The following is a 21,952-nucleotide window of genomic DNA, read 5'->3' on the forward strand; positions in this document are numbered from 1 at the left end:
CCTTCAGCGCGCGGCGGGGCCATCGTCGGCCCAGGCCAGGTAGCTGTCGGACACGCCCTGGCGCTGCATGGCATCCCACTGCGCCACAGAGGGCGTGGGCATCTGGAAGGCATCGCCCACGCGGCCATACCAGCCGGGGTTCTGCAGCCGCGCGATCAGCTCCATGGGCGCGGGGTCGAAGTACATGAGCTCGCCATCGACCACGGCCGCGTCCATGACATGGGCGGCCAGCACGTCGGCCAGCACCAGGCTGCGCACGCCGTCGATATCGATGATCTGGCGCACGCGGCACTCGAAGGACGCAGGGCTGTCCACGATGCGCGGCGCCTTCACCCGCCGTGCATCGCCCAGGACCAGGCCGGCCTGGGCCGACTCGTCCACCTGCGCGCCGAACTCTATGGCCGTCACCGCCATGCGGCGCGCCAGCGGCTCGGACACCAGGTTCACCACGAACTCGCCCGTGGCCGCGATGTTGCGCGCCGTGTCCTTGAGCACGCCCTGGCGCGAGCCAATGCACACGCACAGCAGCGGCGGATCGCCCGACATGGCGTTGAAGAAGGAAAACGGCGCGACGTTGACCGTGCCGTCCCCGTCCACCGAGCTGATCCAGGCGATGGGACGGGGCAGAACCAGGGAGTGCAGGATGTTGCTGCGCTGCTCGCTGTTGAGCGATTGCATTTCAAAGTACATGGGAATCTGGAGGGGAAGGGAAAAAGGGAGGGCGTCGCGTCACTCGTTGCCGGCGCGCGCCGCGTCCTGCTCGGCCTGGGCGATGCCGGGCGCGCGCGCATTGGACTGGTGCAGTTCCACCAGGTTGCCGGCCGGGTCGCGCAGGAACAGCTGCTTGAGGCTGGGCGATGCCACGTTGTCCAGCGTGAAGTAATCGACGCCGCGCGCCAGCAGCTCCTGCTCGGCGCCGAGGATGTCGTCCACGGCCAGCGCGATGTGGTTGGACACGGGGTCCTTGCCCGGGCCCTGCGCATAGCGGGACGGCCCCTCGCTGCCGAGGATGTGCAACTGGCTGCCGTTGGGCAGGTTGATCCAGGAGCCGTAGATGCCGGGGATCTTCCAGCGCGCGGCGTCCTGGGGCAGGTTCAGCACTTCGCGGTAGAAGTCGAGCATGGCGTCGGCCTGGGCGTGGTTGACGCCGAATCCGACATGGTGGAGTTCCAGAACTTTGATGGGCATGGGATGTCCTTGCAGATTTGTGTGCCGCCAAATAATACGCTTAACGTACTATACACAAAGCGTAATATATGAAAGCCGTAAAATCAACCGCCCTTTCTTCTCCCGCCTTCAACGCGCCTTCACCCGCTTCCATCCACTCCCATGAGTCCGCGCAAGACCGCTGCCGCACCGGCCCCCGATTCCACCCCCCTCGCCAACGCCCCCGAAGCGCTGCGCCCGCACCTGGCCCTGATGGCCGAGACCGCGCAGCCCGGCACCGACACGCCGGCCGCCGGCCTGGGCCTGCTGCTGCTGTGGCTGGCCGACGATGTGGAGCAGCGCGCCAACGCATCGCTGCAGGCGTTCGGCCTGTCCGAGAGCAAGCTCGACGTGCTCATGATCTTCGGCCTGGCCGAGCGCGGGCTGCTGGGCGACACGGTGGTCACGCCGTCCTATATCGCCAGCTACGTCGGCGTGACGCGCTCGTCGGTGACGGGCCTGCTGGACTGGCTGGAAAAGCGCTCGCTGCTGGCGCGCAGCCTCAGCCAGGAAGACCGCCGCAGCTTCGACCTGGCGCTCACCGACCAGGGCCGCGAGGTACTGGCCCGCGCGCTGCCGGCCTTCTGGCGCATGTGCGAGTCCCTGGTCGACTACCTGGACGAGGGCGAGCGTGCCAGCCTGCAGTCCATCCTCTTCAAGGCCTGGACGAGGATGAAGGCGCAACAGGGCGCTTGAGCCTGGGAGCGCGGCAGGCCGCCCTGGCTGCCGCAAGCCTGCGCAGCCAGCACGGTGCCATATTTCGCGCGGGCATAAGCTCAATCTTGCCTGTGCAAAATTTCCTTTGCGATCAATGCCTTGCGCCGCGCATGGCTCGCTATAAGGAAATGTGAATTCCGTCGTGGTGCGCGCCGGGGCCGGGTGTTGCAATGCCTTCAGAGGCCATGCCGGCAGGCGCCATGTGGGCGCCGGCGCCGGGCCTGGCCGAGCTGGAGGAACCACGCCTTGCCCACGCGCAGAAACACATTGCTCTGGTCGCTCGCCGCCACGCTGGCGCTGCCCGGCCTTGCGGCGGCCGCCGCACTGAAGATAGGCGTCACGCCCGGCTCGCTGGCCGACTCCGTGGAGGTCGCTGCCAAGGAGGCGCGCGCCCAGGGGCTGGACGTGCAGGTCATCGAGTTCACCGACTGGACCACGCCCAACACGGCGCTGGCGGCCGGCGACATCGACCTCAACTACTTCCAGCACCAGGCCTTCCTGGACAACGCCATCCGCGAGCGCGGCTATGCCTTCACCAGCGTGGCCACGGGCCTGCTGCCCAACATCGGCCTGTACTCGCTCAAGACCCAGCGCTTTGCCGACCTGAAGGAGGGAGCGCGCGTCGGCGTGGCCAACGACCCCGTCAACCAGGGGCGCGGCCTGCTGCTGCTGGAGAAGGCCGGCCTGATCCAGCTGCGCGAAGGCAAGGGCCCGCGCGCGGGGCTGGACGACATCGTGTCCAACCCGCGCAAGCTGCGCTTTGTCGAGATCGAAGGGCCGCAGCTGGTGCGCGCACTGGACGATGTGGACCTGGCCCAGGGCTACCCGGCCCACTTCGTCAACGCCGGGCGGCCGCAGGTGGCCGGCAATGCGCTGCTGTATTCGGGCATTGACGACCTGTACTACGCCATCCGCTTCGTCTCGCGCCAGGACAACGCCCGGGACCCGCGCATTGCGCAGTTCGTGCGCATCTACCAGACCTCGGGCGCCGTGCAGGCGCAGATCCATAAGTCATTCGCCGCCAACGACAGGCTGTACAGCCTGCCGTGGCGCAAGCCGTGACGCGGCCCCTTCCTGTCTTTTTCGAACCTTTTTTTCCGGAGATCCCGATGAAGCTTTCCCGTGCCCTGATCGCCCCGCTGGCCGCCCTGGCCCTGTTCTCCGCCCACGCTGCCGACAAGCTGCGCATCGGCGTGGTGCCCGGCGCCTACGCCGACTCGGTGGCCGTGGCCGCCAGGGAGGCCAAGGCCCAGGGCATCGATGTGCAGGTGGTGGAGTTCACCGACTGGACCACGCCCAACGTGGCCGTGGACTCGGGCGACCTGGACATCAACTACTTCCAGCACCAGCCCTTCCTGGACAACGCCATCCAGAAGAACGGCTACAAGCTGGCCAGCGCGGGCACGGGCATCCTGGCCAACGTGGGCCTGTACTCGCTCAAGCACAAGGCCATCGCCCAGGTGCCGCAGGGCGGCAAGGTGGGCATTGCCAACGACCCCGTGAACCAGGGGCGCGGCCTGCTCTTGCTGCAGAAGGTGGGGCTGATCAAGCTCAAGCCCGGCGTGGGCTACCTGGGCAGCCTGGACGACATCGTCGAGAACCCCAAGAAGCTCAGCTTCGTCGAGGTCGAGGGGCCTCAGCTGGTGCGCATCACGGGCGACGTGGACATCGCCCAGGGCTACCCGCACTTCATCGTGGCGGCCAAGGCCTTCGATCCGTCCAGCGGGCTTGCATATTCGGGCATCGAGGATGCGCGCTTTTCCATCCAGTTCGTGGTCAAGGCCAACCGCACGCAGGACCCCGTGGTGCAGAAGTTCATCCGCATCTACCAGAACTCCGATGCGGTGAAGGCCGAGGCCCAGCGCGCCTTCTCCAACGACAAGCGCCTGTACAACCTGGCCTGGGTCAAGCCCTGAGCGGCACGGGGAGGACTTCAGCCATGTCAACCAGCATTGCAGCCAGGCAGCCCCTGGCGGACAGGCCGGCCCACGAGGCGGACAGGCCGGCCCATGACGCGGGCAGGCGCTCATCGGCAGCGGCCGGCACCACGCGGGAATCCATCCGTGGACCCGGCGCCGTGGCCTTCAGCGGCGTGGCCAAGACCTACCAGTCTTCGGCCGGGCCCGTACAGGCGCTGGACGCGATCAGCCTGGAGATCGCGCCGGGCAGCATCTTCGGCATCATCGGGCGCAGCGGCGCGGGCAAGTCCAGCCTGCTGCGCACCATCAACCGGCTGGAGCAGCCCAGCAGCGGCCAGGTGCGGGTCGACGGCGTGGACATCGGCACGCTGGACGAATCGCAACTGGTGCAGCTGCGCCGGCGCATCGGCATGATCTTCCAGCACTTCAACCTGCTGTCGGCCAAGACGGTGCATGACAACGTGGCCCTGCCCCTGCAGGTGGCGGGCCTGCCGCGCGCACGCATCGATGCACGGGTGAATGAGCTGCTGGCCCTGGTGGGCCTGCAGGAGAAGGCTGGCACCTATCCGAGCCGGCTGTCGGGCGGACAAAAGCAGCGCGTGGGCATTGCCCGCGCCCTGGCCACCGACCCCGAGATCCTGCTGTGCGACGAGGCCACCTCGGCCCTGGACCCCGAGACCACGCAGTCCATCCTGGAGCTGCTGCGCACCATCAACCGCAAGCTGGGCATCACCATCGTCCTGATCACGCACGAGATGAGCGTGATCCGCGAGATCGCCGACCGCGTGCTGGTGCTGGAGCAGGGCCGCATCGCCGAGCTGGGCGAGGTCTGGAAGGTCTTCGGCAACCCGCAGCACCCGGCCACGCGCGCCCTGCTGGCACCGCTGCAGCACGGCCTGCCCGACGACCTGCGCCAGCGCCTGCTGAGCACCGCGCCCGCAGGCCGCCACGAACGCATCCTGCAGCTGACCTACCGCGGCGAGGACGGGCTGGAGCCCGACTTCCCGCGCATCGCCCAGGCCCTGGGCGGCCGGGTGCGCCTGCTGCATGGCGGCGTGGACCGCATCCAGGGCCATGCTCAGGGGCAGCTGCTGATCGCGCTGGGCGGCGGCACGGCCGCGCATGACTGGCACACATTGACGCAGGGCCCGGCGGCCATTGCGCATGACATCAAGGATCTCGGATATGTCGCTGAATCTGTCCATTCCCATTGAGCGCTACGGCAACGCGCTGGCCGACACGCTGATGATGGTCGGCGTCTCGGGCGGCATCGCGCTGGCGGCGGGCATTCCGCTGGCGGTGCTGCTCATCGTCACCGCGCCCGGCGGCTTCCTGGCCTCGCCGCGCACGCACCGCGCGCTGGGCAGCGTGATCAACGGCTTCCGTGCCACGCCCTTCATCGTGCTGCTGGTGGCGCTGATCCCGTTCACGCGGCTGGTGACGGGCACGACCATCGGCGTGTGGGCGGCCATCGTGCCGCTGGCCATCAGCGCCACGCCGTTCTTTGCGCGCATCGTCGAGGTCAGCCTGCGCGAGGTCGATCCCGGCCTCATCGAAGCCGCCCAGGCCATGGGCTGCCGCAAGTGGGACATCGTGCGCCACGTCTACCTGCCCGAGGCCCTGCCCGGCATCGTGGGCGGCTTCACCATCACCCTGGTGGCGCTGATCAGTTCCTCGGCCATGGCCGGCGCCGTGGGCGCGGGCGGCCTGGGCGACCTGGCCATCCGCTACGGCTACCAGCGCTTCGACACCCAGGTGATGCTGCTGGTGATTGCCGTGCTGATCGCGCTGGTCACCGTGGTCCAGGTGCTGGGCGACCGCTACGTGCGCCGGCTGCGCAGCCGCTGACGCTGAAAACAGGCACCACGCCTTTCCCTCCGGGGCCGCCGCCTGGCGGCCCTCTCACCACCGACTCAGCAACGAGGCACGGAATGACCACACCGGATGCCCTGGGCGCAGCCTTGCCCGGCAACACACACCACACCCCGGGCGGGGCGCTGCGGCGCCTGCCCCTGCCGCCCTCCCCTCCGCACCGCATCACCAGCGAGGCCGAGGCCCTGCAGGCCGCCCAGGCCCTGGCCGATGAATGGCGCGTGGACGCAGCCGCCCGCGACCACGAGCGGCGCCTGCCCTGGCAGGGAATCGAGCGCCACACGGCCAGCGGGCTGGGCGCCATCACCGTGCCCCGCGCCTACGGCGGCCTGGGCGCTTCCTACGAGACGCTGGCCCAGGTCTTCGTCACGCTGTGCGCGGCCGACCCTTCGCTGGGCCAGATTCCGCAGAACCATTTCGCCGTGCTGCAGAACCTGCGGGACATGGGCAGCGAGCCCCAGAAGCGCCGCTGGTTCGCCGACGTGCTGGCCGGCCACCGCCTGGGCAATGCCGGGCCGGAGCGCAAGGGCCGCGCGGCCCATGTGCTGGAGGCCACGGCGCGCCTGTCGCGCGATGCGGCAGGCGGCCTGCGCGTCAGCGGCACGCGCTTTTACTCCACGGGCTCGGCCTTCGCGCACTGGGTGCCCTTCCGCGCCCAGGACGAGGAAGGCCGCATCGTGCAGATCTGGGTGCGGCGCGATGCGCCGGGCGTGACCGTGTTCGACGACTGGGATTCCTTCGGCCAGCGCACCACGGCCAGCGGCAGCGTGCAGCTGGACCAGGTGCAGGTACAGCCCGAGGACGTGGTGCCTGCCTGGCAGTTCGAGGCCACGCCCTCGCTGTCCGGCCCGGTGTCGCAGCTGATCCAGGCCTCCATCGACGCGGGCATTGCCCAGGGCGCGCTGCGCGACGCGGTGGACTTCGTGCGCGACAAGAGCCGGCCCTGGATGGACTCCGGCGTGGCGCGCTCCAGCGACGATCCCCACCTCATCCACGAGGTCGGCCAGCTGCAGATCGAGGTGGACGCAGCCCATGCCGTGCTGCTGGAGGCCGCGCGCACGCTGGATGCGCTGGCTGCAGCGGCGGATGGCGCGGTGGACGAGCAGGCCAGCGCCCAGGCCTCGGTGGCCGTGGCCGAGGCCAAGATCCTCACCACCGAGGCCGCGCTGCAGGCCGGCGAGCACCTGTTCGCGCTGGCCGGCTCCTCGGCCAGCCGCGCTGCCCACCGCCTGGACCGCCACTGGCGCAACGCCCGCGTGCACACGCTGCACGACCCCGTGCGCTGGAAATACCACCTGCTGGGCAACTACCTGCTCAACGGCGCCCTGCCGCGCCGCCACCAGTGGAACTGACCGCCATGACACAGACATCGACCCAAGAGCTGCAGGCCCTGGCCTCCACACCGGGCAGCCAGCCCGCTCCCGCAGCGCCTCCAGCCCGGCCCGCCCACATCATCGGCAGCGAGGCCGAGGCCCTGGAAGCGGCCCGCAGTTTTGCCGCCCTCATCGCCCCCGGCGCGCTGGCGCGCGACCGCGACCGCCTGCTGCCCTGGCAGGAGGTGGAGCAGTTCAGCCAGAGCGGCCTGTGGGGCATCACCATTCCCCGGGAGTACGGCGGCGCGGGCGTGTCCACGGCCACGCTGACGCGGGCCATTGCCCTGATTGCGGCGGCCGATGGCAACTTCGGCCACATTCCGCAGAACCACTACTACTCGCTGGAAGTGCTGCGCGTGGGCGGATCGCCCGCGCAAAAGGCCTTCTTCTATGACCGTGTGCTGCGCGGCGAACGCCTGGGCAATGCGCTGGCCGAGATCGGCCACCGCGACTTCCAGCGCCGCACCCGGCTGCTGCGCGAGAGCGGCGGCTGGTTCGTGCAGGGGCGCAAGTTCTATTGCACGGGCGCCCTGTTCGCGCACTGGATTCCCACCCTGGTCAGCGCGCAGGAAGAGGCGCCGGGGCAAGGCGAGCGCATGTATCTGGTCTTCATCCCGCGCGATGCGGCCGGCGTCACCGTCACCGACGACTGGGACGGCTTCGGCCAGCGCGTGACAGGCAGCGGCTCGGTGCAGTTCGACCGCGTGCGCGTGGAGCCCGAATGGGTGGTGCCCTTCACCAGTTCCTTCGAGCGACCCACCACCATCGGCCCCTTTGCCCAGATCATCCATGCCGCCCTGGACGCGGGCATTGGCCACGGCGCGCTGCAGGCCGCCCTGCCCTTCATCCGCGAGCATGCGCGGCCCTGGGTGGACGCGGGCGTGGCCAGCGCCACGCAGGACCCGCTGCTGCTGCAACAACTGGGCAATGTCCACGTGCGCCTGCGCGCCGCCGATGCCCTGGTGGCCCGCGCGGCCCTGGCCGTGGACGCCGCCCAGCGTGCGCCCACGGACGACAGCGTGGCCGCCGCCTCGGTGGCCGTGGCCCAGGCCAAGGCGCTGAGCACCAGCGCCAGCCTGCTGGCCGGCAGCAAGCTGTTCGAGCTGGCAGGCACGGCCTCCACCCTGGCGGGACAGGGCCTGGACCGCTTCTGGCGCAACGCGCGCACCCACACCCTGCACGACCCCGTGCGCTGGAAATACCACGCCGTGGGCAACTACGTGCTCAACGGCATACGCCCGCCGCGCCATGGCGCGCTCTGACCTTTATCAACGACACAGGAATGCAATGATGACAACGACCTCCCCCACCCTCTGGCCCCGGCTGGCCGCCTTCCTGGGCGCTGCCCTGCTCGCGGGCAGCGCCCTGGCCGCGCCCCTGAAGATCGGCGTGGTGCCGGGCATCTTCGCGGACTCGGTGGAAGCCGCCGCCAAGGAAGCCAAGAAGCAGGGCCTGGACGTGCAGGTGGTGGAATTCACCGACTGGGCCACGCCCAACGTGGCGCTGGACGCGGGCGACATCGACCTCAACTACTACCAGAACAGCAACTACCTGGCCAATGCAGCGCGCAGCAAGGGCTTCAAGTTCACCAGCGTGCAGGCGGGCATCCTGTCCTATCTGGGCCTGTACTCCACGCGCCACAAATCCCTGGCCGACCTGCCCACGGGCGCCAAGGTGGCCATTGCCAGCGACCCCGTCAACGTGGGCCGCGGCCTGCGCCTGCTGCAGCACGCGGGCCTGATCACGCTGCGCCCCGACACCGGACTGCTGGGCACCCAGGCGGACATCGTCTCCAACCCCAGGAAGCTGCAGTTCGTGGAGATCGAGGGCCCGCAGCTGGCCCGCACCACGCCCGACGTGGACCTGGCCCAGGGATTTCCGTATTTCATCATCGCCTCCAAGGCCTTCGATGCCAGCAAGGGCCTGGCCTACACCAGCTACGAGGACGACTCCTGGGCCATCCAGTTCGTGGCCCGCAGCGACCGCGCGGCCGACCCGCGCATCGCCCGCTTCCTGGACATCTACAAAAACTCCGACGTGGTGCGCAAGACCATCCACGCCTTCTACCTGAACGACCAGAAGCTCTACCGCCTGGCCTGGTTGAAGAACTGACGCAACGGACTGCAGGACCCGCCCCATGACGCAAGCCAAGCGCCACATCCACGTCAACGCCTTCAACATGAACTGCGTGGGCCACATACACCACGGCCTGTGGACCCATCCGCGCGACCGCTCCACCGAGTACGGCACGCTGGCCTACTGGACCCACATCGCCAGGGTGCTGGAGGAAGGCCTGTTCGACGGCATCTTCATCGCCGATGTGGTCGGCTACTACGACGTCTACCAGGGCGGCGTGGACCTGACCCTGCGCGAAGGCATACAGCTGCCCGTCAACAACCCCTGGCTGCTGGTCTCGGCCATGGCGGCGGTGACGCGGCACATCGGCTTCGGCCTCACGGCCACCGTGGGCGCGCACCAGCCCTATACCTTCGCGCGCGACGTGACCACGCTGGACCAGCTGACCAACGGCCGCATCGGCTGGAACATCGTCACCGGCTATGTGGACAGCGGCGCGCGCGGCCTGGGCCAGGACGGCCTGGCCGAGCACGACAGCCGCTACGACCGCGCCGACGACTTCCTGGAGCTTTCCTACAAGCTCTGGGAAGGCAGCTGGGAAGAGGGTGCCGTGATCGCCGACAAGGCGCGGCGCATCCACGCCCTGCCCGGCAAGGTGCACCCGGTGGTGCACGAGGGGCCGTTCTACCGCGCCAACGCCATCCACATGAGCGCGCCTTCGCCCCAGCGCACGCCCGTGCTGTTCCAGGCCGGCACCTCGCCGCGCGGGCTGCGCTTTGCGGGCCGGCACGCCGAGGGCATCTTCATCGGCGCGCGCACGCCCGAGGCCGCGCGCGAGGCCTCGCGCCAGCTGCGCCAGGCCGCCGTGGACGCGGGCCGGCGTCCCGAGGACATCAAGATCTACGCCGGCGTGGCCGTGGTGCCCGGCCGCACCGAGGCCGAGGCGCGCGAGAAATACGCCGACTACCTGGCCCATGCCAGCGCGGAAAGCGGGCTGGCCCACTTTGCCGCCAGCACCGGCGTGGACTTTGCGCAGTACGGGCTGGACGACCCCATCTCCTTCGGCAACACCAACGCCATCCAGTCGGCGGCCCAGGCCGCCCAGAAGCAGGGCTGGACCACGCGGCGCAAGCTGCTGGAGCAGTTCACGCTGGGCAGCCGCTACGCCACCATCGTGGGCGACCCGTCCCAGGTGGCCGACGAGCTGGAGCGCTGGATCGATGTGGGCGAGATCGACGGCTTCAACCTGACCCGCATCGTCGCGCCCGAGACCTGGGAAGACTTCGCCCGCCTGGTCGTGCCCGAGCTGCAGAACCGGGGCCGCTACCGCACCAGCTACGGCGAGGACGCCACGCTGCGCCAGCGCCTGTTCGGCCAGGGCGACCGCCTGCCCGCCAGCCACGCCGCCGCGCGCTGGCGGCGTTGAAGTCCTTAGCCACCCTCCTCCCACCGGCCCGTGGCCCGGCTCTGCCTTGCAGGCAGGCCGGGTTGGCGGGCCTTTGAATTTGCAAAGCCATGACCACCACCCTCCCCTGCGCCACCGAGCCTGCAGCCTACGCGGCGCCCGGCCCAACCACAGACGGCCCCGCCGATCCCGACGCGCCCTCGCTGCCATCCCTGCAGGCGCGCTTTCGCCCCGTGTTCGACCGCATCGCCCAGGGTGCGGCCGAGCGCGAACGCACGCGCAGCCTGGCCCATGAACCCATCGCCTGGCTGCGTGACAGCGGCTTCACCGCGCTGCGCGTGCCGCGCCGCCTTGGCGGGGTCGGCGCCAGCGTGGAGCAGCTGTTCGCGCTGTGGACCGAGCTGGCCGAGGCCGACTCCAACGTCGCCCAGATCCTGCGCCCGCACTTCGGCTTTCTGGACCGCGTGCTCATCGACCGCGATGCCGCCACCCAGGCCCGCTGGCTGCCGCTGGCCGCGCGCGGCGCCGTGTTCGGCAATGCCACCACCGAGGTGGGCACGGGCACCCTGGGCACGCTGCAGACCACCCTGGTGCCCGACACGCAGCCCGGCTGGTGGCGGCTGGACGGGCGCAAGTTCTACAGCACGGGCACGCTGTATGCCGACTGGGTGACCGTGGTGGCGCGCGCGGTGGAGCCGGGCAAGGAAGACCAGACCGTGCACGCCGTCGTGCCCACCTCGGAGGCCGGCGTGCAGCGCTTCGATGACTGGCGCGGCTTTGGCCAGCGCCTGACCGGCTCGGGCACCACCGTGCTCAGCCAGGTGCGCGTGCCCGACGACGCCGTGATCCGCTTCCCGCGCGCCCAGCCCACGCCCCTGGTGGCCTATTTCCAGCTGGCCCACCTGGCCACCCTGGCCGGCATTGCCCGGGCCTTGCAGCGCGATGCCATCGCCTATGTGCAGGCGCGCCGCCGCGTGTTCAGCCACGGCAGCGCCACCCTGCCCAAGGACGATCCGCTGGTGCAGCACATCGTCGGCCAGCTGGCCGGCACGGCCTACATCGCAGGACTGGCCGTGGCCGACGTCGCCGCCGAACTGGGCCGCATCGCGCGCGAGCGCGAGGCCGGGCGCGAGGTGCCGCTGCAGCAGCTGCATGCCCTGGAGCTGCGCACGGCCCAGGCCCAGGTGGCCGTGGTCGATCCCGTGCTGCAGGCGGCCGCGCGGCTGTTCGAGGTGGGCGGCTCCAGCGCCCTGTCCGAAGACCTGGCACTGGACCGCCACTGGCGCAATGCGCGCACCCTGGCCTCGCACAACCCCGTGCTGTACAAGGCCCGCTCGGCGGGCGACATCCTGCTCAACGGCGCCGACCCCATCTACTACTGGCACGTGGGCGTGACGGGCGTGGCGGGCTGAAGGCCCTTGCGCGGCCGCGCTGCGCAGGGACGGGCGCAGCGGCCGTGCCCATATCGCCAGAACGCATTAGCACATGCCATGCGCCACAAAATCCCTTTCAGAAACAAGCACTTGCCAAGGCACCCAAACCGATAAGCAAATGCGTTAAGTTTCTTTCGCCATACCGGCGTTCGGCCCTGTAATGAAGGCATCCATCCCACCTCGTCCGGGCTGGCAGTCTTCGCAAACCGCATGCCGCGCTGCCTCCTGGAACCCACGCCAAGGAGTTTCCATGAGCCGATCGCTGAAGACTGTCATCGTCAATGGCAGCCTGAGCCGCCCCTCCCGCACCCGTGTCCTGCTGGACGCCCTGCATGCCCGCCTGGGCCAGGAGCTGCCGCTGCAGGCACAGGTCATCGACCTGCTGGACCTGCAGCCCCATCTGGGCGCGGCCCTGTCCAAGAACGACCTGCCGCCGGCCACGCTGCAGGCCATCGAGGCCATCGAGCAGGCCGACTTCCTCATCGTCGGCGCGCCGGTCTTCCGCGCCAGCCTGCCGGGCCTGCTCAAGCACCTGTTCGACCTCATCGACCTGGACGCGCTGCAGGGCACGCCCGTGCTGCTGGCCGCCACTGGCGGCAGCCCGCGCCACGCCCTCATCCTGGACCACCAGCTGCGCCCGCTGTTCGGCTTTTTCTCGGCCCTCACCCTGCCCATTGGCGTGTACTCCACGCCCGAGGACATCCAGGGCGGCCAGGTCCACAGCGAATCGCTGCGCCAGCGCATCGAGCTGACCGTGCAGCTGTCGGCCCCGGTGCTGCGCGGTGCGCTGCAGCAGTTGGTGCAGGCCCAGGCCGAAGCCGAGGCACAGCGGCCTGTTCCCGAAGCCGCCGACCTGGCCCTGGCCGGGCAGTCCGCGTGAGCCAGGCAGAGGCCGTCCCTGCGGACCCGATAGCCACTGCGCAGGATCTGGCGCAGCGCCTTGCCGCCACGGCAGCCCGGCGCGATGCCGCAGGCGGCACGCCCAAGGCCGAGCGCGATGCGCTGCGCGCCAGCGGCCTGCTGGCACTGAGCATTCCGCGCGAGCTGGGCGGCCTGGGCGCGGACTGGGTGCAGACGCTGGAGACGGTGCGCATTCTGGCCACGGCAGACGGCTCGCTGGCCCATGTCTACGGCTTCCAGCACCTGCACCTGGCCACCGTGCAGCTGTTCGGCCAGCCCGCCCAGTGGCGGCCCTGGCTGCTGCAGACGGCGCGCCACCGCTGGTTCTGGGGCAATACGCTGAACCCTCTGGACCGCCGCACCACGGCCACGCGCCAGCCCGGCCACTGGGAGTTCTCGGGCAAGAAAAGCTTCACCTCGGGCGCGCTGGACTCGCAGATGCTGGTGGCCTCGGCCATCGATGCCGACAGCGGCCAGTTGCTGATCGGCGTGGTGCCCACGGAGCGCACGGGCATCACCTTGCTGCGCGACTGGGACAACATGGGCCAGCGCCAGACCGACAGCGGCTCGGCCCTGTTCGAGCGCGTGCGCGTGGAGGCGGCCGAGCTGCTGCTGGACCCCGGCCCGCTGTCCACGCCGCATGCCGCGCTGCGCCCGCTGCTGGCCCAGCTCATCCTGGCCCATCTGTTCCTGGGCATTGCCCAGGGCGCGCTGGAGCAGGCGCGCGGCTACACGCTGAACGAGGCGCGGCCCTGGTTCAAGTCCCCGGCCGATGCGGCCGGCGCAGACCCCCACATCCAGGCGCTGTATGGCGAGCTGTGGGCCGCGCTGGAAGGCGCGCGCCTGCTGACCCTGCAGGCCGCGCAGCGCTTTGACGCCGCCTGGCGCCGTGGCCCGGCACTGACCGCCCACGAGCGCGGCGAAGTCGCCGTGGCCGTGACGGCCGCCAAGATTGCCACCACGCGCTCGGGGCTGGACCTGTCCAGCCGCATCTTCGAGGCCACGGGCGCGCGCGCCACGCACGCGGCGCTGCGCTTTGACCGCTTCTGGCGCAACCTGCGCACGCAGACGCTGCACGACCCGCTGCACTACAAGCTGCAGGAGCTGGGCGACTGGGTGCTCAACGGAACCCATCCGCAGCCCAGCTTCTATTCGTGACGCCGCGCCATGAACACCCGTCTGCCCACCTGGCCGCCCGGCAAGTCCTCGGCAACACCTGCGCCCGTACCTGCAACCGTGCCTGCGCCCGCAGCCTCTGCCGCGCACGATGACGGCGCCGCGCCCGCGCCGTGGATACTGCAAGACCCGGCCTCGCAGGCCCTGCTCAAGACCATGGGACAGGTGGCCGCCAGCGAGGCCGGCGTCCTCATCCTGGGCGACAGCGGCGCCGACAAGGAAATGGTGGCCCGCCACATCCACCGCCTGAGCCCGCGCCGCCACGGCCCCTTTGTCGCCGTCAACTGCGGCGCGCTGTCCGAGGCCCTGATCAACGCCGAGCTCTTCGGCCACGAAAGCGGTGCGCTGACGGGTGCCTTCGGCAACCTGCCCGGCCGCTTCGAGGACGCCCACGGCGGCACCCTGCTGCTGGACGAGATCGACGACCTGCCCCTGCACATCCAGAGCAAGCTGGTGCGCGTGCTGCAGGACAAGGCGGTCACCCGCATCGGCGCCAGCCAGCGCACGCCGGCCGATGTGCGCGTGCTCGCGGCCAGCAGCGCGCCGCTGCACACCAAGGTGGCGGCGCGGCGCTTTCGCGAAGACCTGTACTACCTGCTCGATGTCGTCACCCTCACCGTGCTGCCGCTGCGCCAGCGCCCGGCCGACATCCTGCCGCTGGCGCGGCACTTCATCGCGAGCTACTGCCAGCGCATGCGCTACGCGCCCATGGCACTGAGCCAGGACGCGCAGCGCAAGCTGCTGGAGCACGACTGGCCCGGCAACAGCCGCGAGCTGGAGAACGTCATCCACCGCAGCCTGCTGCTGACCCAGGGCATGCACATCGGCGCGGGTGACCTGCACATCGCCAGCAGCCAGGGCGAGCCCGATCCCGTCCCCACACGCGAGGCCGAACACGGCGCCCAGGCCGCCGCCGCCGAACTGGCCCTGGGCGAAGCGCTGGACAGCCTGTGCGACGTGCATGCCGAAGGCCTGGAGCAGCACGTGCTGGGCGCCCTGCTGCTCAAGGCCTGGCAGCGCAACCGCGGCAACCAGGTGCAGACCGCGCGCCAGCTGGGCATCAGCCGCAGCGTGGTGCGCGCGCGGCTGCAGCGCCTGGGCCAGGTGCCGGGCGAGGCCGCGCCACCGTCTTTTCCATCGTCCCCGGAGATCCCATGAGCCAAGACCCCCACGCATCGCCAGACATCTTCTGGTTCCTGCCCACCTCGGGCGACACGCGCTACCTCGGCACCTCCGACTTCGGCCGCGCCCCCACCAACGCCTACATGCGCCAGATCGCCGTCACGGCCGAGGAGCTGGGCTACGACGGCCTGCTGATCCCCACCGGCAGCTCCTGCCTGGACCCCTGGGTGGTCGCCTCCAGCCTGGTGCCCGTCACGCAGCGCATCAAGCTGCTGGTGGCCCTGCGCACCTCGCTGGGCGCGCCCGTGTCCAGCGCGCGCCAGGCCGCCACGCTGGACCAGGCCCTGGGCGGGCGCCTGCTGCTCAACGTGGTGCCCGGGGGCGATGCCACCGAGCTGGAGGCCGACGGCATCTTCCTGGCCCACGACGAACGCTATGCCTACGCCGATGAATTCCTGACCATCTGGCGCCGCCTGCTGGCCGGCGAGGCCGTGGACTTCGACGGCAAATACTTCAAGGTCAAGCATGGCCGCAACTTCTTTCCCCCGGTGCAAAAGCCGCATCCGCCGCTGTACTTCGGCGGCTCCTCGGACGCCGCCCACGACCTGGCTGCGCGCCAGGTGGACGCCTACCTCACCTGGGGCGAGCCCCCCGCCGCCGTGGCCGAAAAGTTCGCCGACATCCGCCGCCGCGCCGCGCAGCAGGGCCGCCAGGTCCGCCTGGGCGTGCGGCTGCACGTCATCGTGCGCGAGACCAACGAGGAGGCCTGGGCCGATGCCGAGCGCCTGATCAGCAAGCTCACCGACGAGGACATCGCCCGCGCCCAGGCCGGCTATGCGCGCATGGACTCCGTGGGCCAGTCGCGCATGGCCGCGCTGCACGGCGGGCGGCGCGACCGGCTGGAGGTGGCGCCCAACCTCTGGGCCGGCGTGGGCCTGGTGCGCGGCGGCGCCGGCACGGCCCTGGTCGGCGATGCCGCCACCGTGGCCGAGCGCCTGCGCGAGTACGCCGCGCTGGGCGCGGACAGCTTCGTGCTCTCGGGCTACCCGCACCTGGAGGAATCCATCCGCTTTGCCGAGCTGGTCTTCCCCCTGCTCGGCAAGCGGGCCGTCACCACCAGCGACCAGGCCCAGACCGGCGGCGCCTTCGACATCCGCAGCATCCAGCGCAGCCAATCCGCATCGTGAGCCACCCGGGGCCCCGGCCCCCGCACAGACCGGAGTCTGTGCACGCAACGCGATCAACGCCACAATCCGCCCGTCCCCCACGATGAGAGCGTGACGTTGCCATGAGCCTGAGAATCGATGACGAAATAACCTTCCGCAGACTGGAGGTGCTGCTCGCCTTCCTGGAGACAGGCAATCTCGCCAAGACGGCGGAACGGCTGGAGACCAGCTCGGTCAGCGTGCACCGCGCCCTGCATGCGCTGGAGGCCGGCATGCGCTGCGCCCTGTTCCGGCACGAGGGGCGCAACCTCAAGCCCACCGAGGCAGCGCAGACCCTGGCCGATGTCGCCAGGGAAGTGCTGGCCACCATGTCCGAGGGCATACGCGCCACGCGCGAGGTGGCAGGCTACTCGGCGGACCGCATCCGCATCGGCTCGCTGTACTCCCTGACCAACCGCACCGTGCCGGCGCTGGTGATGGCGCTGAAGCTGCGCCGCCCCGATCTGCAGACCGAACTGGTGCTGGGCTCGAACGCCGGCCTGCTGGAGCGGTTGCGCAACGGAACGCTGGACGCGGCGCTGATGGCCATGCCGGACAACGCCGCCGACATGCAGACGCAGCTGCTGTTCGAGGACGACATTTTCTTTGCCGCGCCCGTGGGATCGCCCTATGCGCATCTGGCCGAGGTCGATCTGGGCGCCATGGCGCGCGAGAACTTCGTGAGCCTGGGCGAAGGCTTTGCGACCTATGGCGGCTTCATCGAGTCCTTCCGGGTGGCCGGCTTCACGCCCAACGTGGTGATGAAGACGGATGACATCTTCTCGCTGATGAACCTGGTCAGCGGCGGCGTCGGCTACACGCTGCTGCCCGGGCGGGTGCGCGGCGTGATGCCGCAGAAGGTGCAGCTGATACCGCTGCAGGCCAGGTATCTGATGCGCCAGACCATCGTGCTGACCTTTTTGCGCTCCCGCGAACGCGACCCCAACCTGCTGGCCCTGCTCAGCGTGTGCCGCCTCGCGGACGGGCAGCTCGGCTGACCCGGCGGCATGCCGGGGGCGACAGCCCCGCTTCGCCGGGTTAACCCTTCATTGTTTCTCTCTGCGTAATTGTTGGCGCTCGCGCTTTATTGATGCGCTCCGGGCCGCCGCGTACCGTGCATACCAGCATGCACACGTATTGCAGGCGCATAAAAAACCGGAGACATCGCATGAATTCCCATTGGATATCGATTGGCGCGTTCATAGGCATGTTCGTCCTGGCGACGGCACTGCCCATCAACATGGGCCTGCTGGCCTTTGTCGGGGCCTTCCTGGTCGGCACCCTGGTGGCCGGCATGGGGACCAAGGCCATCATTGGCGGCTTTCCCGCCGACCTGTTTCTGACGCTGGCGGGCATCACCTACCTGTTCGCGCTGGCGCAGAACAACGGAACCATCGACTGGCTGGTCCGCATGGCGGTGCGCGCCGTGCGCGGGCGCATTGCCGCCATACCGTGGATCATGTTCTTCATTGCGGCCCTGCTGACGGCGGTGGGCGCCGTCAGCCCTGCGGCCGTGGCCATCATCGCGCCCATTGCCCTGGGCTTTGCCGCCAAGTACGGCATCAATCCGCTGATGATGGGTCTGCTGGTGATCCATGGCGCGCAGGGCGGCGGCTTCTCGCCCATCAGCATCTACGGCGGCATCACCAACAAGATCGTGGCCAAGGCGGGCCTGCCGCTCAACGAGATGGCCACCATGCTGGCCAGCATGGGGGTCAACCTGGCCGTGGCCGTGCTGCTGTTCTTCCTGATGGGCGGCGCCCGGCTGATGCGCATGAAGGCCGATGCCGATGGCAGCGTGCCCGCCACGCCGCGCGTCTCGCATGCCCAGGGCGGCGCCCAGGTGTATGGCGACGCCGAAGGCGAGGCCCTGTCCGAGGAGCGCAACACGGCTGCACGCTCCAGCGACTCGCTGATGCGCGCCGCCCCTGAACAGGACGCCGCCCCGCAATCGCGCAGCTACCAGGTGGCCACCGTGGTCGGCCTGCTGGCGCTCGCGGTCCTCACCCTGTTCTTCAAGCAGGACATCGGCTTTGTCTCCATCACCATCGGCCTGGTGCTGACGCTGATGGCGCCCAACCTGCAAAAACGCGCGCTGGGCCAGGTGTCCTGGCCCGAGATCATGCTCATCGTGGGTGTCAGCACCTATGTGGGCGTGATGGACAAGATGGGCACCATCGACTTCGTAGGCCACAGCGTGGCGCAGCTGACCTCGCCCCTGGTGGCGGCCTTGCTGCTGTGCTTCGTGGGCGCCGTGGTGTCGGCCTTCGCCTCCTCGACGGCGGTGCTGGGCTCGCTGATTCCGCTGGCCGTGCCCTTCCTGCAGGGTGGCTCCGATGTGAGCGCCGTCGGCTTCATCGCGGCCATGGCCGTGTCCTCGACCATCGTGGATGTCAGCCCCTTCTCGACCAACGGCGCCCTCGTCCTGGCCAATGCCAAGGGCGTGGACCGCGACCGCTTCTTCCGCCAGCTGATGGTCTACGGCGGCCTTGTCACCCTGGTGGCGCCGCTGCTCGTGTGGCTGCTGTTCGTGGTCCTCTAGCCAGGCACTTCGACGGAACGCCCGCCCCCTGCCCCCTCCATGTCACGCCAACCCCTGATATCCCATGACTGACCCCTCCTGGAACCTCAAAGCCGGGGAGCGCGCCGCCAGGCTGGCGCGCGCCCAGGCCGCCCTCGGGCCGCGCCTGGCCGGCAAGCGCGTCGATGCCGGCGCCATCACCGAGCTGCTGCACGCCGTGCTGGCGCCCGGCGACCGCGTCTGCCTCGAAGGCAACAACCAGAAGCAGGCCGACTTCCTGGCCCGCGCCCTGGTCCAGCTCGATCCTCAGCAGGTGCACGACCTGCACATGGTGCAGTCGGTGCTGGCGCTGCCGGAGCACCTGGATGTGTTTGAAAACGGCATCGCGCGGCGGCTGGACTTCAGCTTCTCCGGCCCGCAAGGGGCGCGGCTGGCCAAGCTGGTCTCGGCCCGGCAGCTGGAGATCGGGGCCATCCACACCTACCTGGAGCTGTTCGCGCGCTACTTCGTGGACCTGACGCCCAAGGTGGCCCTGGTGGCGGCCCACGCGGCCGATGCCCAGGGCAACCTGTACACCGGCCCCAACACCGAGGACACGCCGGCCATCGTCGAGGCCACGGCCTTTTCGGGCGGCATCGTCATCGCCCAGGTCAACGAGATGGTGGATGGCACCACCACGGCGCTGCCGCGCGTGGACATTCCCTCGGACTGGGTGCATTTCGTCGTGCAGGCGCCCCGGCCCAACGTCATCGAGCCGCTGTTCACGCGCGACCCGGCCCAGATCAGCGAAATCCAGGTGCTGATGGCCATGATGGCCATCAAGGGCATCTACGCCGAGTACGAGGTCCAGCGCCTGAACCATGGCATCGGCTTCGACACGGCGGCCATCGAGCTGCTGCTGCCGACCTATGGCGAATCGCTGGGGCTGAAGGGCCGCATTGCGCGGCACTGGGCGCTGAACCCGCATCCGGCGCTGATACCGGCCATCGAGGCCGGCTGGGTGGAGTCCATCCATTCGTTCGGCTCCGAGCTGGGCATGGAGGACTACATCCGGGCGCGCTCGGACGTGTTCTTCACCGGCGCCGACGGCAGCCTGCGCAGCAACCGCGCCTTCTGCCAGGCGGCGGGCCACTATGCCTGCGACCTGTTCATCGGCTCGACGCTGCAGATCGACCTGGACGGCAACAGCTCCACCGCGACGCTGGGGCGCATTGCCGGCTTCGGCGGCGCCCCCAACATGGGCGCGGACGCGCGCGGCCGGCGCCATGCCAGCGCCGCCTGGCTCAAGGCCGGGCGCGAGGCGCGGGCGGGCCGCAGCGGCGCGGCAGGCACGCCGCGCGGGCAAAAGCTGGTGGTGCAGATGGTGGAGACCTTCCGCGAGCACATGCAGCCCGCCTTCGTGGAGCGGCTCGATGCCTGGACGCTGCAGGAGCAGGCCGGCATGGACCTGCCGCCCATCATGATCTACGGCGAGGACGTGACCCACATCCTGACGGAGGAAGGCATTGCCAACCTGCTGCTGTGCCGCAGCGACGAAGAGCGCGAGCAGGCCATCCGCGGCGTGGCCGGCTACACGGCCGTGGGCCTGGCGCGCGACCGTCGCATGGTGGAGAACCTGCGTGACCGCGGGGTGATCCGCCGTCCGCAGGACCTGGGCATCGACCCGCGCCAGGCCACGCGCAATCTGCTGGCCGCGCGCAGCATGCGCGATCTGGCCCAGGCCTCGGGCGGGCTGTACCAGCCTCCCCGCCGATTCAGGAACTGGTAGGAGAGACGATATGAGCGAGATACCCGCAGGGCTGGAGTCCCTGAGCTATTGCTTCGCAGGCGGCCGGCCGGCCGGCGCCTTTGCCCCCGTCCTGGTCGGCGTGGTCGGCTCGGGCAACCTGGAGGTGATGCTGGAGAGCACGGGCGGCGATGGCTGCGAAGTGCAGGTGCAGACCTCGGCACACGGCTTCGGCGCCATCTGGCAGGCCGTGGTGGAGGATTTCCGCGAGCGCCACCCCGTGGGCGGCGTGCGCGTGTCCATCAACGACATGGGGGCCACGCCGGCCGTGGTCAGCCTGCGGCTGGACCAGGCCCTGGCCGAACTGCAGGGAGGCCAGCCATGATCAGCTACGCGGAATGCACGGCGCGCGAGCGCCTGGCGAAGTTGCTGGATGCCGGCAGCTTCCATGAATGGCTGCCGCCCTCCGAGCGTCTGACCAGCCCGCATCTGGCACAGCTGGGCGTGCCCAGCGCCTTTGACGACGGCGTGGCCATCGGCCGGGGCCTGCTGGGCGGGCGCACGGTGTTCGTGGCCGCGCAGGAGGGCGAATTCATGGGCGGCGGCGTGGGCGAGGTGCATGGCGCCAAGCTCGTGGGCCTGCTGCGCCGCGCCCTGCTGGAGCGGCCCGCGGCCGTGCTGCTGCTGGCCGAGTCGGGCGGCGTTCGGCTGCATGAGGCCAATGCCGGGCTGATCGCGGTGTCGGAGGTCATGCGCGCCCTGCTGGACGTGCGCGCCTCGGGCATCCCTGTGGTGGTCCTCATCGGCGGAGCCAACGGCTGCTTCGGCGGCATGGGCATCGTGGCGCGCTGCGCCGACCAGGTGGTGATGAGCGACATCGGCCGCCTGGCCATGTCGGGACCGGAGGTGATCGAGGCCTCGCACGGCGTCGATGAATTCGATGCGCGCGATCGCGCCCTGGTCTGGCGCACCACCGGCGGCAAGCACCGCTGGCTGTGCGGCGACTGCGATGCGCTGGTGGCCGACGATGTCGAGGCCTTCCGCGCCGCCGCCATCGCCGCGCTGGACCACTCCCGTCCGGTGAGTCTTGAAGGGCTGCTGCAGGAGCATGCGCTGCTGCGCGCGCGGCTGGACACCCTGGACGCCCTCAAGGCGGGCAGCGCCATCGGCCCGCAGGACGAGGCCATGCGCCTGTGGCAGGCCCTGGGCGTGCCCGACGCCTGGCGCGTACCCGACCTGGACGCCGCCGCCGTGCGTGCCTTGCGCACAACGCCCGCCACGGGCATTTCACAGGAGTAGCC

21 protein-coding genes are annotated in these 21,952 nt (G+C 70.0%); 19 read left to right on the top strand and 2 right to left on the bottom strand.

The window, feature by feature from the left end:
- Positions 1-3: 3 nt before the first annotated feature.
- Together AC57B5_RS13635 and AC57B5_RS13640 are read right to left on the bottom strand one after the other, a co-directional pair.
- A complete protein-coding gene (locus AC57B5_RS13635; RefSeq protein ID WP_374006022.1) occupies positions 4-690 on the bottom strand; it encodes a flavin reductase family protein in 687 nt (228 codons plus the stop codon).
- 39 nt (positions 691-729) lie between these two features.
- Complete coding sequence (locus AC57B5_RS13640; protein WP_017404212.1) at positions 730-1,188, bottom strand: VOC family protein; 459 nt, start codon at positions 1,186-1,188, stop codon at positions 730-732.
- A gap of 141 nt (positions 1,189-1,329) precedes the next feature.
- Between AC57B5_RS13640 and AC57B5_RS13645 the strand changes: the two genes are divergently transcribed.
- The 19 genes from AC57B5_RS13645 (at position 1,330) to AC57B5_RS13735 (ending at position 21,950) form a co-directional block, all read left to right on the top strand.
- Entirely contained in the window at positions 1,330-1,902 is a 573-nt protein-coding gene (locus AC57B5_RS13645) for a MarR family winged helix-turn-helix transcriptional regulator (RefSeq protein WP_016454129.1), read from the top strand.
- 267 nt (positions 1,903-2,169) lie between these two features.
- On the top strand, positions 2,170-2,985 hold the full coding sequence (locus AC57B5_RS13650; RefSeq protein ID WP_034390727.1) for a MetQ/NlpA family ABC transporter substrate-binding protein: 816 nt from the start codon (positions 2,170-2,172) through the stop codon (positions 2,983-2,985).
- Positions 2,986-3,032: 47 nt separating this feature from the next.
- A complete protein-coding gene (locus AC57B5_RS13655; protein ID WP_016449092.1) occupies positions 3,033-3,839 on the top strand; it encodes a MetQ/NlpA family ABC transporter substrate-binding protein in 807 nt (268 codons plus the stop codon).
- Positions 3,840-3,862: 23 nt separating this feature from the next.
- The gene (locus AC57B5_RS13660) at positions 3,863-5,056 is read left to right on the top strand and encodes a methionine ABC transporter ATP-binding protein (protein ID WP_496399736.1); all 1,194 of its coding nucleotides are present in this window, start codon (positions 3,863-3,865) and stop codon (positions 5,054-5,056) included.
- Complete coding sequence (locus AC57B5_RS13665) at positions 5,028-5,690, top strand: methionine ABC transporter permease (RefSeq protein WP_012203707.1); 663 nt, start codon at positions 5,028-5,030, stop codon at positions 5,688-5,690. The genes AC57B5_RS13660 and AC57B5_RS13665 overlap by 29 nt, the downstream gene beginning before the upstream one ends.
- Before the next feature lie 83 nt (positions 5,691-5,773).
- A complete protein-coding gene (locus AC57B5_RS13670) occupies positions 5,774-7,066 on the top strand; it encodes an SfnB family sulfur acquisition oxidoreductase (RefSeq protein ID WP_496399737.1) in 1,293 nt (430 codons plus the stop codon).
- 5 nt (positions 7,067-7,071) lie between these two features.
- Positions 7,072-8,349 carry an SfnB family sulfur acquisition oxidoreductase gene (locus tag AC57B5_RS13675; protein ID WP_063328001.1) on the top strand — a complete coding sequence of 426 codons (1,278 nt, stop codon included), beginning with the start codon at positions 7,072-7,074 and terminating at the stop codon, positions 8,347-8,349.
- Positions 8,350-8,374: 25 nt separating this feature from the next.
- Positions 8,375-9,199: a MetQ/NlpA family ABC transporter substrate-binding protein gene (locus tag AC57B5_RS13680; RefSeq protein WP_012203704.1), complete on the top strand. Its 825-nt coding sequence runs from the start codon at positions 8,375-8,377 to the stop codon at positions 9,197-9,199.
- Between the two features lie 25 nt (positions 9,200-9,224).
- Positions 9,225-10,589 (top strand): LLM class flavin-dependent oxidoreductase, encoded by a 1,365-nt coding sequence (locus AC57B5_RS13685; RefSeq protein WP_013803957.1) that lies wholly within the window; start codon positions 9,225-9,227, stop codon positions 10,587-10,589.
- 89 nt (positions 10,590-10,678) lie between these two features.
- A complete protein-coding gene (locus AC57B5_RS13690; RefSeq protein ID WP_496399738.1) occupies positions 10,679-11,980 on the top strand; it encodes an acyl-CoA dehydrogenase family protein in 1,302 nt (433 codons plus the stop codon).
- A 271-nt stretch (positions 11,981-12,251) separates the two neighbouring features.
- Positions 12,252-12,881 carry an FMN reductase gene (gene msuE, locus AC57B5_RS13695; RefSeq protein ID WP_496399739.1) on the top strand — a complete coding sequence of 210 codons (630 nt, stop codon included), beginning with the start codon at positions 12,252-12,254 and terminating at the stop codon, positions 12,879-12,881.
- Positions 12,878-14,059 (top strand): acyl-CoA dehydrogenase family protein, encoded by a 1,182-nt coding sequence (locus AC57B5_RS13700; RefSeq protein WP_012203700.1) that lies wholly within the window; start codon positions 12,878-12,880, stop codon positions 14,057-14,059. Before msuE ends, AC57B5_RS13700 begins: the two co-directional genes overlap by 4 nt.
- Before the next feature lie 9 nt (positions 14,060-14,068).
- Positions 14,069-15,235, top strand: coding sequence for a sigma-54 interaction domain-containing protein (locus AC57B5_RS13705; protein WP_496399740.1), 1,167 nt, complete (start codon positions 14,069-14,071; stop codon positions 15,233-15,235).
- Entirely contained in the window at positions 15,232-16,386 is a 1,155-nt protein-coding gene (ssuD, locus tag AC57B5_RS13710; protein WP_496399741.1) for an FMNH2-dependent alkanesulfonate monooxygenase, read from the top strand. The genes AC57B5_RS13705 and ssuD overlap by 4 nt, the downstream gene beginning before the upstream one ends.
- Before the next feature lie 101 nt (positions 16,387-16,487).
- Positions 16,488-17,402: a LysR family transcriptional regulator gene (locus AC57B5_RS13715; RefSeq protein WP_012203697.1), complete on the top strand. Its 915-nt coding sequence runs from the start codon at positions 16,488-16,490 to the stop codon at positions 17,400-17,402.
- Positions 17,403-17,572: 170 nt separating this feature from the next.
- Complete coding sequence (locus tag AC57B5_RS13720; RefSeq protein WP_496399742.1) at positions 17,573-18,946, top strand: SLC13 family permease; 1,374 nt, start codon at positions 17,573-17,575, stop codon at positions 18,944-18,946.
- A gap of 64 nt (positions 18,947-19,010) precedes the next feature.
- On the top strand, positions 19,011-20,693 hold the full coding sequence (gene mdcA, locus AC57B5_RS13725; protein WP_034390705.1) for a malonate decarboxylase subunit alpha: 1,683 nt from the start codon (positions 19,011-19,013) through the stop codon (positions 20,691-20,693).
- 10 nt (positions 20,694-20,703) lie between these two features.
- On the top strand, positions 20,704-21,036 hold the full coding sequence (gene mdcC, locus AC57B5_RS13730; protein WP_012203694.1) for a malonate decarboxylase acyl carrier protein: 333 nt from the start codon (positions 20,704-20,706) through the stop codon (positions 21,034-21,036).
- Positions 21,033-21,950 (top strand): biotin-independent malonate decarboxylase subunit beta, encoded by a 918-nt coding sequence (locus AC57B5_RS13735; RefSeq protein WP_063327115.1) that lies wholly within the window; start codon positions 21,033-21,035, stop codon positions 21,948-21,950. Before mdcC ends, AC57B5_RS13735 begins: the two co-directional genes overlap by 4 nt.
- Positions 21,951-21,952 lie beyond the last annotated feature (2 nt).

This window comes from Delftia sp. BGA-UO-ETr-SB1, assembly GCF_059567865.1.